This window comes from Arthrobacter cryoconiti (genome assembly GCF_020905375.1).
In the GTDB taxonomy this organism is placed as follows: Bacteria; Actinomycetota; Actinomycetes; order Actinomycetales; family Micrococcaceae; genus Specibacter; species Specibacter cryoconiti.
Genome location: NZ_JAJJBU010000029.1, coordinates 15,751 through 31,070 on the forward strand (window position 1 = coordinate 15,751; position 15,320 = coordinate 31,070).

Genomic DNA, 15,320 nt, shown 5'->3' on the forward strand with positions numbered 1-15,320 from the left:
ACGCGAGAAAATGAATAGCCCCTCAACACCATCTGAGGACGCCCCATTCAACGCAGAGCCTGTGATTGTGTCACGCGTGGTCCTAACGGCCGCTGACATCGACCGTGCGTTGACTCGTATCGCCTATGAAATTCTGGAAGCGAACAAGGGCTCAGCAAATCTGTTGCTGCTTGGAATTCCACGCCGTGGCTACCCACTGGCCCAACGTCTGGCTAATAAACTGGCCGCCACGGACCCCAGCATCGATGCCGCGGCCATTGTGGGCCAACTAGACGTCACAATGTTTCGTGATGATCTTGCCCATCAACCCACCCGAGCCCCCCAACGCACCCGAGTTCCGGTCTCTGGCATTGACAATAAAGTTATTGTGCTCGTTGACGACGTCCTGTATTCCGGGCGCACTATCCGTGCCGCGTTGGATGCACTTGTAGACCTGGGTCGTCCCCAGGCAGTGCGCTTGGCGGTGCTCGTAGACAGAGGCCACCGCGAACTGCCCATCCGCGCAGACCATGTGGGCAAGAACTTACCCACTTCCTCCACCGAAAAGGTTCGAGTCCGCTTAGCGGAGATCGATGGGCCAACGGTGCGGGATGAAGTTGTAATCGAGGCCGGCATATGAGGCATCTTTTAGATACCGAAGACCTCAGCCGGGACCACGCAGTCCAGATCTTGGATACTGCTCAAGAGATGTCCGCGGTGGGGGAGCGTGAGGTTAAGAAACTGCCAGCGCTGCGGGGGCGCACCGTCGTGAACCTGTTCTTTGAGGACTCAACCCGCACCAGAATCTCATTCGAAGCCGCAGCCAAACGCCTCTCTGCCGACGTCATCAATTTCACTGCCAAGGGTTCTTCAGTCTCCAAAGGAGAATCTCTAAAGGATACGGCGCAAACTCTTGAAGCCATGAGTGCAGATGCCGTTGTCATCCGGCACTGGGCATCCGGTGCTCCGGCGCGGCTTGCCAACTCTGGCTGGATCGACGCAGCGGTCATCAATGCCGGTGATGGTACCCACGCCCACCCCACCCAGGCGCTCCTTGATGCCTTTACCATGCGGTCACATTGGTCCAAGCTGTCGGGGATTCCTTCCGTAGGTGCAGATCTAAAGGGAATGCGAATCATCATTGCCGGGGATGTTTTACATTCCCGGGTAGCCCGGTCCAACGTATGGCTGCTGCGCACTTTGGGCGCGCATGTCACCCTCGTTGCCCCACCCACATTGCTGCCCGTCGGCGTCGAGCACTGGCCGTGCAAGGTCAGCTATGACCTGGACGCCACACTCGAGGCTGGCGTGGACGCCATTATGATGCTGCGAGTTCAGGCGGAACGGATGAAAGCATCCTTCTTCCCTTCCACAAGGGAATACGCCCGACGATGGGGTTTCGACGATGCCAGGCTCGCTACCTTGGACCGGCTAAATCTCAAAGACACCATCATCATGCACCCGGGGCCCATGAACCGCGGACTTGAAATCTCTTCAGCCGCTGCGGATTCAGTGCGATCCACAGTGCTAGCCCAGGTCCGCAACGGTGTTTCGGTCAGAATGGCTGTCTTGTACCTGCTCCTGGCAGGGGAAATTCGTGACCCACAGCCCAACTCAAAACAAAACCCCACAGCACCGGCCACAGCAATGCCAGCAAAGGATAATTCATGAGCTCCGCACGTTACCTGATTCGTTCGGCGTCTATTCTCGGCGGGGAACGAGCGGACATCCTCATTCAAGGTGGCATCATCACGGCTCTTGGGGAGGATCTGGGCAATGAGGTGATCGGTGATGCCACGGTAATAGATGCGAGGACTCTTATCGCCCTGCCTGGCATGGTTGACCTGCATACTCACCTCCGCGAGCCTGGCCGCGAAGATGCGGAGACCGTTGAGAGCGGTACACGTGCCGCAGCCTTGGGCGGCTTCACCGCGGTGCACGCTATGGCAAATAGTTCCCCTGTCGCCGACACAGCCGGAGTAGTGGAGCAGGTGTACTCCTTAGGCCGGGAATCTGGCTGGGTGGATGTGCGGCCCGTGGGCGCTGTGACTGTAGGTCTTGCCGGAAAACAGCTTGCTGAGCTCGGTGCCATGGCCGATTCCCGGGCTCGCGTCCGAGTTTTCTCAGACGATGGAATCTGCGTCAGCGATCCTGTGATGATGCGTCGGGCCTTGGAATACGTCAAGGCGTTCGACGGCGTTATCGCCCAGCACGCACAGGAGCCGCGCCTCACCGAAGGCGCTCAAATGAACGAGGGCAAGGTATCAGCTGTTCTCGGTCTAGCAGGCTGGCCTGCCGTTGCCGAGGAATCCATCATCGCCCGTGATGTCCTACTGGCCCAGCACGTAGATTCTCGCCTTCACGTGTGTCATGTCTCCACAGCTGGTTCGGTTGAGATTATCCGTTGGGCCAAGGAGCGTGGCATTAACGTCACAGCGGAAGTTACCCCGCACCACCTTTTGCTGACGGAGGAACTGGTCCGTAGCTATAACCCGGTCTACAAGGTCAACCCGCCGCTACGCGCTGATTCCGATGTTCAAGCACTCCGCAAAGCCCTAGCTGATGGAACCATTGACATAGTTGGTACTGACCACGCCCCGCACCCCAGTGAGGCCAAGGAATGCGAGTGGGCAGCCGCAGCCATGGGCATGACCGGTCTGGAGACAGCACTCTCCGTGGTCCAGGAAACCATGATCGAAACCGGCCTGATGTCGTGGGCTGACTTTGCTCGTGTCACGTCCACGACGCCGGCCAAGATAGGCAGGGTAGTCGATCAAGGAAGGCCCTTGAATGTGGGTGAGCCAGCCAACATTGTGCTCGTTGACCCGGCCGCGCGCAGGGCCGTGGACCAAACGCTCATGGCTACTAAGGGTCGGAACTCACCCTTCGCTGGCATGGAACTGCCTGGCAAAGTGGTCGCCACGTTCTTCCATGGGCACCCCACCGTGCTCGATGGCCGACTGAATACTCCACGAAGACTTCAGGGTGCTACCCAGACAGGTGGGAACTGATGGGGGAGCGGACCGTACCTGCAATTTTGACCATGCTACTTGTGGTGGTCGTCTTTGGACTTATGTGGTGGGGCTGGCGCAGCAAGCTCAAACGTCAATCGGATGTGGCTCCCTTGCCCGTGGTTCCGGACGATCTAGGGACGCCCACCATGAGCGTTTCGGGTCAGTACGTGGTTACTACCAGCGCCGGTGACTGGCTGGACCGGATCGCTGTGCACGGCCTTGGTATCCGTACTAGAGCAACTCTGGACGTTTACCCCGGCGGCATCTTGATTGCCCGGACTGGTTCCGCTGACATATACATCGCTGCGGACGAACTGCGCGAGATCACGACGCAAAGCGGTATGGCCGGAAAATTTGTGGAAAAGGAAGGCCTGGTGGTCATCACCTGGGTGCTAGGCGCTCTAGACGTCGACACAGGATTTAGAACCACTGAAGCCGAAGCCAAGAGGCCTTTGGTTAATACCTTGAGAGAACTGCTTGGCTCCGACGCCGACCAAGCCGACAACACACAGACACCTGACGCAGACATCAGCAGAAAGAACAATGAGAATGAGTGAAGCAACCATGCCTGCACAGGCAGTTCTGGTCTTAGAAGACGGCCGCACGTTTCGTGGCACCAGCTACGGGGCAATCGGCACTACCTTGGGTGAAGCAGTCTTCACTACTGGGATGACCGGCTATCAGGAAACACTGACTGATCCGTCCTACGCCCGCCAGCTGATCGTCCAAACGGCACCCCATATTGGCAACACCGGAGTCAACTCCTCAGACAACGAGTCTTCCAGGATCTGGGCCGCTGGTTACATAGTGCGCGACGCTGCTCGTCGGCCCTCTAATTGGCGTTCTGAAGGAACCTTGGATGGCCAGCTCACCGCCGAGGGAATCGTCGGTATTCAAGGTGTTGACACCCGGGCCATCACGCGTCACCTGCGCGAACGCGGTGCCATGAAAGCCGGTATCTTTTCCGGTGCCGATGCCGCCCGCTCAGAGGCTGAACTCCTCGTTGCCGTCAAAGCCCAACCGTCCATGGAGGGTTTGGAACTGGCGCAGGAAGTCAGCGTAACGCAAACTTACGTCGTCGAGCCTTCCGATCATGGTTGGGAAGGTGAGACGAAATTCACCATCGCCGCATTGGACCTGGGAATCAAGGGGATGTCGCCCCAACGCTTTGCCGAACGCGGCGTGCGCGTGCACGTCATGCCGGCGGGATCCACATTTGAAGAAGTCCAGGCCGTCAACCCGGATGGAGTGTTTCTCTCCAACGGTCCCGGGGACCCTGCAACGGCCGATGCCCAGGTTGCGCTGTTGCGAGAAGTCCTAGACTCGCGCACACCGTTCTTTGGTATCTGCTTCGGCAACCAGATCCTTGGCCGAGCCCTAGGCTTTGGTACCTACAAGTTGCGCTACGGTCACCGGGGTATCAATCAACCGGTCCTGGATCGCTCTACCGGCAAGGTTGAGATCACGAGCCAAAATCATGGCTTCGCCGTTGACGCCCCCAAAGATGGCCCGGTAACCGCCCCGGAGGCACGCTTCGGCCGTGTTGAAGTTAGTCATGTCTCCCTCAACGACGACGTCGTAGAGGGTCTGGCGTGCCTGGATGTGCCTGCTTTTTCCGTCCAGTACCATCCTGAGGCAGCCGCGGGCCCACACGACTCCGCCTACCTGTTTGACCGTTTTATAGACCTGATGGCCGGCAACGCCGCGACGAAGACTGAGGAAAATAAGTAATGCCGCAGAGAGAAGATCTGAAGTCCGTTCTGGTTATTGGTTCCGGGCCCATCGTCATTGGTCAGGCCGCCGAGTTTGACTACTCAGGCACACAGGCGCTGCGAGTGTTGAAGGAGGAGGGCCTGCGGGTAATCCTCGTCAACTCCAATCCTGCGACGATCATGACCGACCCCGAGTTTGCCGACGCCACCTATATTGAGCCGATTACGCCCGAGGTAGTTGAGAAGATCATTGCCAAGGAACGCCCCGACGCGATTCTTCCCACGCTCGGCGGTCAGACAGCGCTGAACACGGCGATTGCCTTGGATAAGGCTGGCGTCTTGGCCAAATACGACGTCGAACTGATCGGTGCGAACATCGCCGCCATCGAACTCGGTGAGGACCGCGAAAAGTTCAAGGGTGTTGTAGCGCGCTGTGGCGCCGAATCAGCTCGCAGTCACATTATCCATACGCTTTCCGAAGCGCATGTAGCGGCCGAGGACCTCGGATATCCGATGGTAGTGCGGCCATCATTCACCATGGGAGGCCTAGGCTCCGGATTGGCGTACACGCCCTCTGATCTCGATCGGATCGTCGGGCAAGGCCTGCAATACAGCCCCACTACGGAAGTTCTTTTGGAAGAGAGCATCCTTGGGTGGAAGGAATACGAGCTGGAGATGATGAGGGACAAGAACGACAACGTCGTCGTAGTCTGTTCCATCGAGAATTTTGATCCCGTAGGTGTCCACACGGGTGACTCCATCACGGTAGCCCCGGCCATGACGTTGACCGACCGCGAATACCAGAACCTGCGCAATATCTCGATCGCCGTCATTCGAGAAGTAGGTGTTGACACGGGCGGTTGCAATATCCAATTTGCCATTGAGCCAGATACCGGGCGCGTGGTCGTTATTGAAATGAACCCGCGCGTCTCCCGTTCCTCTGCACTAGCTTCCAAGGCGACCGGTTTCGCCATTGCCAAGATCGCCACAAAACTGTCCTTGGGCTATACCTTGGATGAGATTCCCAACGACATCACGCAGAAGACGCCAGCCTCATTTGAGCCTGCTCTTGACTATGTTGTTGTCAAGGTGCCCCGCTTCGCTTTCGAGAAGTTCCCGGCCGCGGACCCCACCCTGACCACCACCATGAAGAGTGTTGGAGAGGCAATGGCCCTGGGCCGTAACTTCACCGAAGCCCTGCAGAAAGCGCTGCGTTCATTAGAACAAAAGGGTGCCAGCCTGGATTTCAGTTCGGTAAACGCCTTGGATGTCCCGGATTTGATCGAGGCTTCCAAACGGCCGACCACTGAACGCCTGTCACAAGTCCAGCGAGCTCTTTTAGGTGGGGGCAGTGTGGAAGAACTCTACGCGGCCACCGGGATCGACCCCTGGTTCCTTGACCAGCTGGTGCTCTTGAACGAGGTTTCAGAAACAATCCGAACCTCTGCGGCGTTGACGCCGGAGATGTTGAAACTGGCCAAACGTCATGGTTTCTCCGACGCCCAGATCGGCTCGCTGACGTTCAACTCTGAAGCTGTGGTGCGAGGGGTGCGCCAGGCATTGGCTATCCGCCCGGTCTACAAGACCGTGGACACCTGTGCGGCGGAATTCAACGCCTACACCCCCTATCACTACTCTTCCTACGATGAAGAGGACGAGATTGCGCTGCATGAAAAGCCCTCTGTCATCATCCTCGGCTCAGGTCCCAACCGGATTGGCCAGGGTATTGAGTTCGATTATTCTTGTGTCCATGCCTCGATGGCACTCCGGAAGGCCGGCTACGAGACCGTTATGGTCAACTGCAACCCGGAAACAGTTTCCACTGACTACGATGTCTCTACACGACTCTACTTCGAGCCACTGACACTAGAAGACGTACTGGAAGTCATTGCGGCAGAAGAACGCACCGGCGGCGTCATGGGTGTCTTTGTTCAGCTTGGCGGCCAAACACCACTGAAGCTGGCTCAAGAACTTGCCGACGCCGGCGTGCCGATTCTTGGTACCTCACCGGAAGCAATCGACCTAGCTGAGCACCGTGGCATGTTCTCACGCGTTCTCGACGAAGCCGGGCTGATCTCGCCGAAGAACGGCACCGCCGTCTCCTTCAACGATGCCAAAAAGATCGCCGATGAAATCGGATACCCCGTGCTGGTACGCCCGTCATACGTTCTCGGTGGGAGGGGCATGGAGATCGTCTACGATGAGGCCCATCTGTCTCGCTATATCAAGAACGCCACGGAAATCACCCAAGCACACCCCGTGCTGATTGACCGTTTCTTGGAGGATGCGATCGAAATTGACGTCGATGCTCTCTTTGACGGCAAGGACATGTACTTGGGCGGAATCATGGAGCACATTGAAGAAGCCGGGATTCACTCCGGTGACTCCGCGTGTGTCCTGCCTCCGATCACTTTGGGTAAGGACGTTCAGGAGAGGGTCCGTAAGGCCACCCGAGCTATCGCTGAAGGAGTAGGCGTCCGGGGCCTGATAAATATTCAGTTCGCCTTGGCGGCAGATATTTTGTATGTGCTAGAAGCTAACCCGCGCGCTTCACGAACTGTGCCGTTCGTTTCAAAGGCCACCGGAGTGCAGATGGCTAAGGCGGCCGCGCTGATCGGTGTAGGGGTTTCGATCGCCCATTTGAGGAGCGTCCATCACATTCTCCCGGAGGTCGGCGACGGCGGTACCTTGCCAGATAGTGCCCCTGTAGCAGTCAAAGAAGCTGTCATGCCGTTTAGTCGCTTCCGGACTCCCGAAGGACACGTTGTGGACTCGCTCTTGGGCCCGGAAATGCGATCTACAGGCGAAGTCATGGGCATTGACAAGCACTTTGACACAGCCTTCGCCAAGAGCCAGGCAGCGGCAAACGGGGCTCTTCCGGTCTCCGGAAAGGTGTTCGTCTCCGTTGCCAACCGGGACAAGCGCTCCATCATCATGGCGGTCAAGCGCCTAGTCGATCTTGGTTATGAGATTGTCTCCACCGGAGGAACCGCGGACGTACTTCGCCGCAACGGCATCGCGTCCAGTACGGTGCGCAAGATCAGTGAAGAACGCCCCGCAGCTGGGGAAAGTTCTAGTAAGGAAAACGATGGCGGCGAAAGCATTGTGGACCTGATCAACAACGGCGAAATCGATATGATCTTCAACACCCCGACGGGCGGTCAAGCACGTGGTGACGGGTACGAGATCCGAGCTGCCGCCGTGTCCAACGGCAAGCCGTGCATCACTACAGTGGCCGAGTTCAACGTAGCCGTCCAAGCCATGGAGGCGCTCCGCACTTACGAATGGGACGTGACGAGTTTGCAGGAGCACGCGAAGGTCCTGCGGGCCGGACAGGCGGCACAGCGTGGCTGAGCCGGATGGCACTCCTGATGCACAGGTAAAGTCCACGGAGAGCCCGAAGGTTGCATTTGGGACGCGGCTAGCTGAGGCCATGCGGGCTAGGGGGCCGCTATGTGTTGGCATAGATCCGCATCCGGGTCTGCTATTGAAGTGGGGGCTAGAGGATTCCGTTGCAGGGCTTCGTAGCTTTTCTCGTACGGTCCTAGAAGCCGTGGGGCCTCTGGCCGCAGCGGTCAAACCTCAGGTAGCCCTTTACGAGCGCCACGGTTCTGCTGGATTGGCGGTGTTGGAGGAGCTCCTGGCAGCAGCCAGGGAGGCTCGGGTACTTAGCATCGCTGATGCCAAGCGCGGCGATATTGGCTCCACTATGGCCGGTTATGCGGATGCTTGGCTGCGGGATGGGTCCTCGCTGGCGGCAGATGCGCTGACTCTGAGCCCGTATCTCGGATTTGAGTCTCTGCGTCCGGCGTTGGATCTGGCGGCGGAGAACGGTCGGGGAGTTTTTGTGCTGGCGCTCACTTCCAACCCGGAGGGTGCGTCCGTGCAACATGTGGGCGGGAACCAGTCGGTTGCCAAAGGTATTGTGCAGGCCGCAGCCAGGGAGAACGAGCGCTACGCCAAGGAGACATTGGGTTCTGTGGGCCTGGTTGTGGGAGCGACGGTTGGAACAGCCTTGAACGATTTGGGGATTGACTTGGCAGCCGTGCGTGGACCAATCCTGGCGCCCGGGCTCGGTGCCCAGGGGGCGACGGGTGCCGACATGCGTGCCACCTTTGGTGATGCTTATCAAGCCGTTCTGGCGACGTCTAGCCGTGGAATCCTAGGGGCGGGGCCGAATATCTCCGCTTTGCAGCAGGCAACCGTGGAGACGCTGCGAGGACTCTAGCTCGCGTGGATTGATTTTCACGCCCCAGTGCGGATAAGTTCAGTAGACACCCGCTGTGTACGAACCCGTCCGCGCTGTGGCCATCGCAAGGAGCCAAGTTGTGAGTTTGCCGTCACTGACAGCGCAAGAACGCGCAGCAGCACTGGAAAAAGCCGTCGCAGCCCGGACCATCCGTTCCGACATCAAGTCGGGGCTCAAGACTGGATCGGTGTCGGTAGCCGACGTCATTGGTGCTGCAAGCGAGGAACCTGCTCTAGGCCGACTCAAGGTGACAGACTTATTGGAAGCCCTTCCGGGCATTGGAAAGGTACGTGCAACATTGATCATGAGCGAGCTGGGCATAGCCCCAACGCGCCGGGTGCGGGGACTGGGCGTTCACCAGCGGCGCGCCCTCGTAGAGCATTTAGGTCAGCAGCAGTGAGCGAGGTGGTAGTTCCTATGGAATGCACAGTACGCTCCAAGCCACGTAGCGGAGTGACGGTTTTGGCCGGGCCCACGGCAGTCGGCAAAGGGACTGTTTCTACGTTTATCCGCGACCACTACCCTCAGGTTTGGCTTTCTGTCTCCGCCACGACCCGCCCGGCCAGGCCAGGCGAAGTGGAAGGAGTCCATTACTTTTTCAAGACGGCTGAAGATTTTGATTCGCTCGTTGAGCAAGGTCAGCTTCTTGAATGGGCGGTGGTCCATGGAGTCAACCGTTATGGAACCCTTCGCAGCACAGTGGATGCGGCCGTTGCCGCTGGCAAGTCGGTGTTGTTAGAAATTGACTTGCAAGGCGCACGTCAGGTGAAAGCAGCCATGCCGGAAGCAGATTTTGTCTTTCTTTCACCGCCCAGCTGGGATGAACTTGTCCGGCGGCTAGTCGGTCGCGGCACGGAAACGAGCGAAGAGCAGCAAAGGCGGCTGGAAACAGCTAAACTAGAACTTGCTGCCCATCCGGAGTTTGATTACACCATCGTCAACGATGATGTTAGCCGTGCCGCAGACGCGCTAGTCACCTTGATGGGGCTCACTCCCAGCCATGCTGGCTAGCCGGCACCACCACCACACGATTTTGGAGAAGTAATTGACTACACAGCTCGAAGGCATCATCAACCCGCCCATTGACGACCTGCTTGAGCGTTCGGACTCGAAGTATGGACTGGTCATCTTTGGGGCCAAGCGTGCGCGCCAGATCAACGCCTACTACGCTCAGCTGCATGAGGGCCTCTTTGAGTACGTGGGTCCGCTTGTTGACACCAAGCTGAACGAGAAATCACTGTCCATCGCTTACCGCGAAATCAATGAAGGCCTACTGGTCTCTAAGCCCGTAGAGACTCTCTAGTAGCGGCAACGCTGCGGATCAAGTGAGCGCGCTGAACATTGTTCTGGGAGTAGGCGGCGGCATCGCCGCCTACAAGTCGGCTCTGTTGCTCCGCCTCTTCACTGAGGCTGGGCACCAGGTCACTGTGATTCCCACAGAGGCTTCCACGAAGTTTGTTGGGCTGGCTACTTGGGAAGCATTGAGCGGGCATCCCGCTACAAATAGCGTCTTTGACGCCGTTGACACTGTTAACCACGTACGTCTGGGCCATGAGGCGGACCTGATAGTCGTAGCCCCGGCAACCGCTGATCTACTCGCTAGAGCAGCGGCCGGGCAGGCCAATGATTTATTGACCACCACGCTTTTGATGGCCAAGGGACCGGTGCTGTTCGCGCCGGCCATGCACACGGAAATGTGGCGCCATGCTGCCACCACGGCTAACGTCGCTACCCTGCGTTCGCGTGGAGTGCATGTTCTTGACCCCGATGTTGGTCGGCTCACCGGTCCTGACACCGGGCCCGGACGACTCCCGGAACCTTCTGCCATCTTCGCCGCGGCTATGGCGCTCATGGGATCTCCAGGGCACGCCGTAGGCGAGGCTGTTGGCGTGAGCTCGGAGGATGATGTTCTCCCGGCCGATTTCGTCGGGCGGCCTGCGCGGGGACACTCTGGAAACGGCGGGTCGCGCAAGACCGGCAAACTGTTGGGCAAGAGGGTCGTCATCACGGCAGGAGGAACCAGAGAACCCCTGGACCCTGTCCGCTTCTTGGGCAACAAGTCGTCTGGCAAACAGGGCGTTGCCCTCGCTGAAGCTGCCGTGGATGCCGGAGCGGACGTCATTTTGATCCACGGACACATGGACGTCGCCCCGCCGCAGAACGTCAAACTACACAGCATTCAGACAGCTCTAGAACTGCGAGCAGCCACTTTATCAGCGGCAGCCGGTGCTGACGTTGTTATTATGGCAGCTGCCGTTGCAGACTTCCGTCCGGCAAGTGTTTCCATGGGAAAGATTAAAAAGCGCGACGACGTCGCCGACCCGGTAATTAGCTTGGTCCGCAATCCAGATATTCTCGTGGAAGTTGTGGCCCACCGGTCCGCTCAGAATCTTTCGCAGCTGATTGTGGGCTTCGCTGCCGAAACCGGTGACGCCGACTGCGATGCTCGAAGTTACGCGGAAGCGAAGCTGAAACGTAAAGGGTGTGACTTGCTGGTGGTCAACGAAGTTGGTCCTGATGAGGATGGTGCAGAGAGAGTGTTTGGGCAAGAATCCAACACCGTGGAAATCATTGCCCTTGATGGAGCCGAGCCGGTGCATGCTGCCGGTTCAAAGCGGGCAGTGGCGGACGCCGTCGTAGCTCTCGTGGCGGAGCGTCTGGGTACCAGCTAGCCCTGCATTCATTGCCATGTGACATTTCATGCCGCGAGCCATGGGCTCGCGGAGAGAACAAAGTAGAGTAGATCAGTGACTTCACCTAACCCATTGCGCCTTTTTACCTCCGAGTCCGTCACGGCGGGGCATCCCGACAAAATTTGCGATCAAATTAGTGACGCCATTTTGGACGCGCTCCTGGCCGAGGACCCAGATTCTCGTGTTGCCGTGGAAACAATGGCCACCACGGGCCTAGTTCATGTGGCGGGTGAGGTCACTACCAATGCGTATGTGGAAATCCCAGCCATTGTTCGCAATACCATCTTGGACATTGGCTATGATTCTTCGGCCAATGGTTTTGATGGCGCTCGTTGTGGGGTTTCGGTGTCGATCGGACAGCAGTCACAGGACATCTTTGACGGCGTGTTCAACGCCCTGGAAGTGCGTGAGGGTACTGCCGTCGACGACTACGATACCCAGGGCGCCGGAGACCAGGGCATCATGTTTGGTTACGCGAGCAATGAAACAGCTTCCTACATGCCGACCCCCATCTATCTAGCACACAGGCTCTCCGAGCGCCTTAGCCACGTGCGTAAGTCTGGACTGTTGGACTACTTGCGCCCGGACGGCAAAACCCAAGTCACCATCGGGTACGACGGTGACGTACCCGTTTCTGTAGACACCGTTGTCATCTCCAGCCAACACGCGCAGGGGACATCCTTGGAGAAGCTGCGCGCGGACTTGCAAGAGTTTGTCATCTCTCCCGTCATGGACGCCTCAGGGCTTGATGTTTCGGCTATCAAGATGTACTTGAATCCCGCAGGCGCCTTTGTGGTCGGTGGACCGGTAGGCGACGCCGGTCTGACCGGTCGGAAGATCATTGTTGATACTTATGGTGGCATGGCTCGCCATGGTGGAGGAGCGTTTTCCGGCAAAGATCCGTCAAAGGTGGACCGGTCCGCAGCCTATGCCATGCGTTGGGTTGCCAAGAACGTTGTGGCAGCCGGGTTGGCATCCCGGGCCGAAGTCCAGGTCGGTTACGCCATCGGCGTTGCTCGGCCCGTGGGCGTTTATGTTGAGACGTTCGGCACCGAAACGGTTGACCCACGCCGCATTGAGGAAGCAATTGCCGCTGTCTTCGACCTGCGTCCGGCGGCTATTATCAAAGACTTGGACCTTAAACGACCCATTTACGCCAAGACTGCGGCCCATGGGCATTTTGGCCGGGAGGACCCCGATTTTACGTGGGAGTACTTGGATCGCGTTGATAATTTGAAAGCTTTCTTCAACGTCTAAAGTCTTCATTGAATCAAGCAAAACAGCTGAGTTCTCCACAGTCGGTTTGAGCGGACAGGTAAATGTCAGTGGCGCGTGCTTGACTGGTTGCAGGCTAAGGGCTTCTTATCTCGATGAAGCGTCTAGCAGATATTGCAATGAGCTAAAAGACTGGCAATGAGCTAAGGAGGCTGCGATGTCCGAACAGGAGAGTCATGGCGTCCAACTAAGCTTGTTGAGCGGCTTTGTTGGGCGGGAGCGAACTGCGGATCCGCACTCGGGCGTTGAACTGGCACAATCCCTTCCCGTGGCACGCGTGATCATTGACTCGCCACTGCCGCACCTGGACAGGGTTTTTGACTACTCTGTTCCCCGCGAGCTCGACGACGTCGCAGGCCCGGGTGTGCGTGTCCGGGTGAAGTTCTCCGGCCAGGACCTCAATGGCTTTCTGATCGAGCGCGTCGATGTTTCAGAAAGTGAACGACTAGTGCCACTGGCCCGGGTCTATTCGGCTGTCCCGGTTCTGGCACCGCAGATACTCGAGCTAGCTCAGAGCGTTGCACTACGTTATAGCGGAACGGTGGCAGATGTGCTGCGAGTGGCTGTGCCGCCGCGCGTCGCCAGCTTGGATAAGTTGTTTCTGAAAACGGCGGCGGATCGGGCAGCGGCCAAAACAGCCGGATCATTCCAGTCAGGAGATAAATCGGCTGGAGGTGGCCACGCGCCCGTCGCCGTTGCCGAAGCGGGCCACGCGCCCCAAAGTCCGGCAACGCTACCACGACCTGCTCGCTCCCTATTCACCGGTTACAGCCACGGGGATGAATTCCTCACCCAGCTCGCACTCGGTGCCTCCCCCAGAGCAGTCCTAGGCTCCCTAGCTGGCTATGGGCCACAATCGTGGCACCATCAGCTCGCTCAGGCTGCTTCCTACGCTCAACTTTCCGGGCGTGGCACCATCATCGTGGTGCCGGATCTTCGCGACCTTCACTTGTTGGAGAATGCGTGCTCCGCGGTGCTGGCTGCGGATAGTTTCGTGAAGCTGACGGCGGATGATGGTCCGGCAGTACGCTACGAGAACTTTCTGCGGGTTCTAAATGGGGAAGTTCAGATTGTTATTGGTACTCGTTCAGCGGCCTATGCCCCGGTATGGAACCTAGGACTAGTTTGTTGTTGGGACGATGGCGACGAGCTCCATATTGAGCGTCGGGCGCCATACCAGCACAGCCGAGACGTGCTCCTACTGCGCTCTGAGGCAGAGGGAACCGCCGTCCTGATGGCCGGCCATAGCCGAAGTAGTGAAGCCCAGCGCCTCGTGGCCACAGGCTGGGCACAATCTATGGTCGCAGAACGCACCGTAGCCCGGATGTCCACGGCCAGAGTAATCAGTACCGCGGACAGTTACGAACAAGAACGCGATCCACTCGCTTCCCTGGCCCGCTTACCACATAGGGCGTGGGAGAGTGCCAAGTCAGCGCTTTTGGCCGGACCGGTACTGGTGCAAGTGGCGAGAACCGGTTACGCGCCAGCTCTGGCTTGTCAGCGCTGCCGTGAGGTAGCCCGCTGCGCGGATTGCACCGGGCCCCTCATGCAATCCAAATCTGCAGGGTCTGCCCAGATTCTGCTGACTTGCCGATGGTGCGCGCGGGTCGAAACACATTTCACCTGTTCCACGTGTGGAAACCAGTCCTTGCGGGCACTAGCTGTTGGGGCATCTCGCACCGCAGAAGAACTGGGGCGCGCTTTTCCCTCCGTGCCCGTGATTTCATCCGCCGGCGATCACGTGAAAGCAACTGTGCCTGACCGTCCAGCAATTGTCGTCGCCACGGTAGGCGCTGAACCGGTGGCCGCTCATGGCTATGCTGCCGCGCTGCTACTCGACGGCGACTCGTTGCTGCGGCGCGAATCCCTGCGTTCTGGAGAAGATACTCTCCGCCGCTGGATGAATGCAGCGGCCTTGGTCCGCCCGGCTAAAGACGGGGGGACAGTGGTAATCACTGCGGATGATTGCGTGGAATTATCTGCTCTGGTGCGTTGGGACCCGGCTGGCTACGCCGAACGTGAGTTCGCGCTGCGCCACGAATTAGGTCTGCCACCTGCAGTGCGAGTCGCGGCGTTGACCGGGCGTGAGGCCGACGTTGTCGCTTTCACGGAGGCGCTTAAATTGCCGTTGTCAGTGCGAGTCATTGGTCCAGCACCCCTAGCGAGAGCTTTTTCATCGCCATCGGATCCGAAGGACGAGCCAGACTACCGGATGCTTCTTTTCTTCCCATACGGGATGGCCCTCTCTGTCACTGCTGCCATGCGGGCGTTGAAGGCCAGCAATGCCGCACGACGTGTCGGCTCACCAGTTCAGGTGCGCTGTGACGGGGTGGACGTCATCTAAAGCCGGATCTTCTACATCGTTGGTGAGCGCTCGATGCCGTCTGCTCGATGCCGT

13 protein-coding genes are annotated in these 15,320 nt (G+C 58.4%); all 13 read left to right on the top strand.

Annotated features, from left to right (window positions below):
- The first annotated feature begins 10 nt into the window (after window positions 1-10).
- Window positions 11-619, top strand: coding sequence for a bifunctional pyr operon transcriptional regulator/uracil phosphoribosyltransferase PyrR (pyrR, locus tag LOH53_RS14065; protein ID WP_230068383.1), 609 nt, complete (start codon window positions 11-13; stop codon window positions 617-619).
- A complete protein-coding gene (locus LOH53_RS14070; RefSeq protein WP_230068384.1) occupies window positions 616-1,650 on the top strand; it encodes an aspartate carbamoyltransferase catalytic subunit in 1,035 nt (344 codons plus the stop codon). Before pyrR ends, LOH53_RS14070 begins: the two co-directional genes overlap by 4 nt.
- Entirely contained in the window at window positions 1,647-2,990 is a 1,344-nt protein-coding gene (locus LOH53_RS14075) for a dihydroorotase (protein ID WP_230068385.1), read from the top strand. Before LOH53_RS14070 ends, LOH53_RS14075 begins: the two co-directional genes overlap by 4 nt.
- On the top strand, window positions 2,990-3,550 hold the full coding sequence (locus LOH53_RS14080) for a PH-like domain-containing protein (protein WP_230068386.1): 561 nt from the start codon (window positions 2,990-2,992) through the stop codon (window positions 3,548-3,550). Before LOH53_RS14075 ends, LOH53_RS14080 begins: the two co-directional genes overlap by 1 nt.
- A complete protein-coding gene (gene carA / locus LOH53_RS14085; RefSeq protein WP_230068387.1) occupies window positions 3,543-4,724 on the top strand; it encodes a glutamine-hydrolyzing carbamoyl-phosphate synthase small subunit in 1,182 nt (393 codons plus the stop codon). Before LOH53_RS14080 ends, carA begins: the two co-directional genes overlap by 8 nt.
- On the top strand, window positions 4,724-8,059 hold the full coding sequence (carB, locus tag LOH53_RS14090; RefSeq protein ID WP_230068388.1) for a carbamoyl-phosphate synthase large subunit: 3,336 nt from the start codon (window positions 4,724-4,726) through the stop codon (window positions 8,057-8,059). Before carA ends, carB begins: the two co-directional genes overlap by 1 nt.
- Window positions 8,052-8,933, top strand: coding sequence for an orotidine-5'-phosphate decarboxylase (gene pyrF, locus LOH53_RS14095; RefSeq protein WP_326832794.1), 882 nt, complete (start codon window positions 8,052-8,054; stop codon window positions 8,931-8,933). Before carB ends, pyrF begins: the two co-directional genes overlap by 8 nt.
- A 100-nt stretch (window positions 8,934-9,033) precedes the next feature.
- Window positions 9,034-9,354, top strand: a complete 321-nt coding sequence (gene mihF / locus LOH53_RS14100) for an integration host factor, actinobacterial type (RefSeq protein ID WP_230068389.1) — start codon at window positions 9,034-9,036, stop codon at window positions 9,352-9,354.
- Window positions 9,355-9,371: 17 nt separating this feature from the next.
- Complete coding sequence (gene gmk, locus LOH53_RS14105; RefSeq protein WP_230068429.1) at window positions 9,372-9,965, top strand: guanylate kinase; 594 nt, start codon at window positions 9,372-9,374, stop codon at window positions 9,963-9,965.
- 34 nt (window positions 9,966-9,999) lie between these two features.
- Window positions 10,000-10,257, top strand: a complete 258-nt coding sequence (gene rpoZ, locus LOH53_RS14110; RefSeq protein WP_230068390.1) for a DNA-directed RNA polymerase subunit omega — start codon at window positions 10,000-10,002, stop codon at window positions 10,255-10,257.
- Between the two features lie 31 nt (window positions 10,258-10,288).
- Window positions 10,289-11,626, top strand: a complete 1,338-nt coding sequence (locus tag LOH53_RS14115; RefSeq protein WP_230068430.1) for a bifunctional phosphopantothenoylcysteine decarboxylase/phosphopantothenate synthase — start codon at window positions 10,289-10,291, stop codon at window positions 11,624-11,626.
- Window positions 11,627-11,701: 75 nt separating this feature from the next.
- The gene (metK, locus tag LOH53_RS14120; protein WP_230068391.1) at window positions 11,702-12,904 is read left to right on the top strand and encodes a methionine adenosyltransferase; all 1,203 of its coding nucleotides are present in this window, start codon (window positions 11,702-11,704) and stop codon (window positions 12,902-12,904) included.
- A 175-nt stretch (window positions 12,905-13,079) separates the two neighbouring features.
- The gene (locus LOH53_RS14125) at window positions 13,080-15,266 is read left to right on the top strand and encodes a primosomal protein N' (protein WP_230068392.1); all 2,187 of its coding nucleotides are present in this window, start codon (window positions 13,080-13,082) and stop codon (window positions 15,264-15,266) included.
- Window positions 15,267-15,320 lie beyond the last annotated feature (54 nt).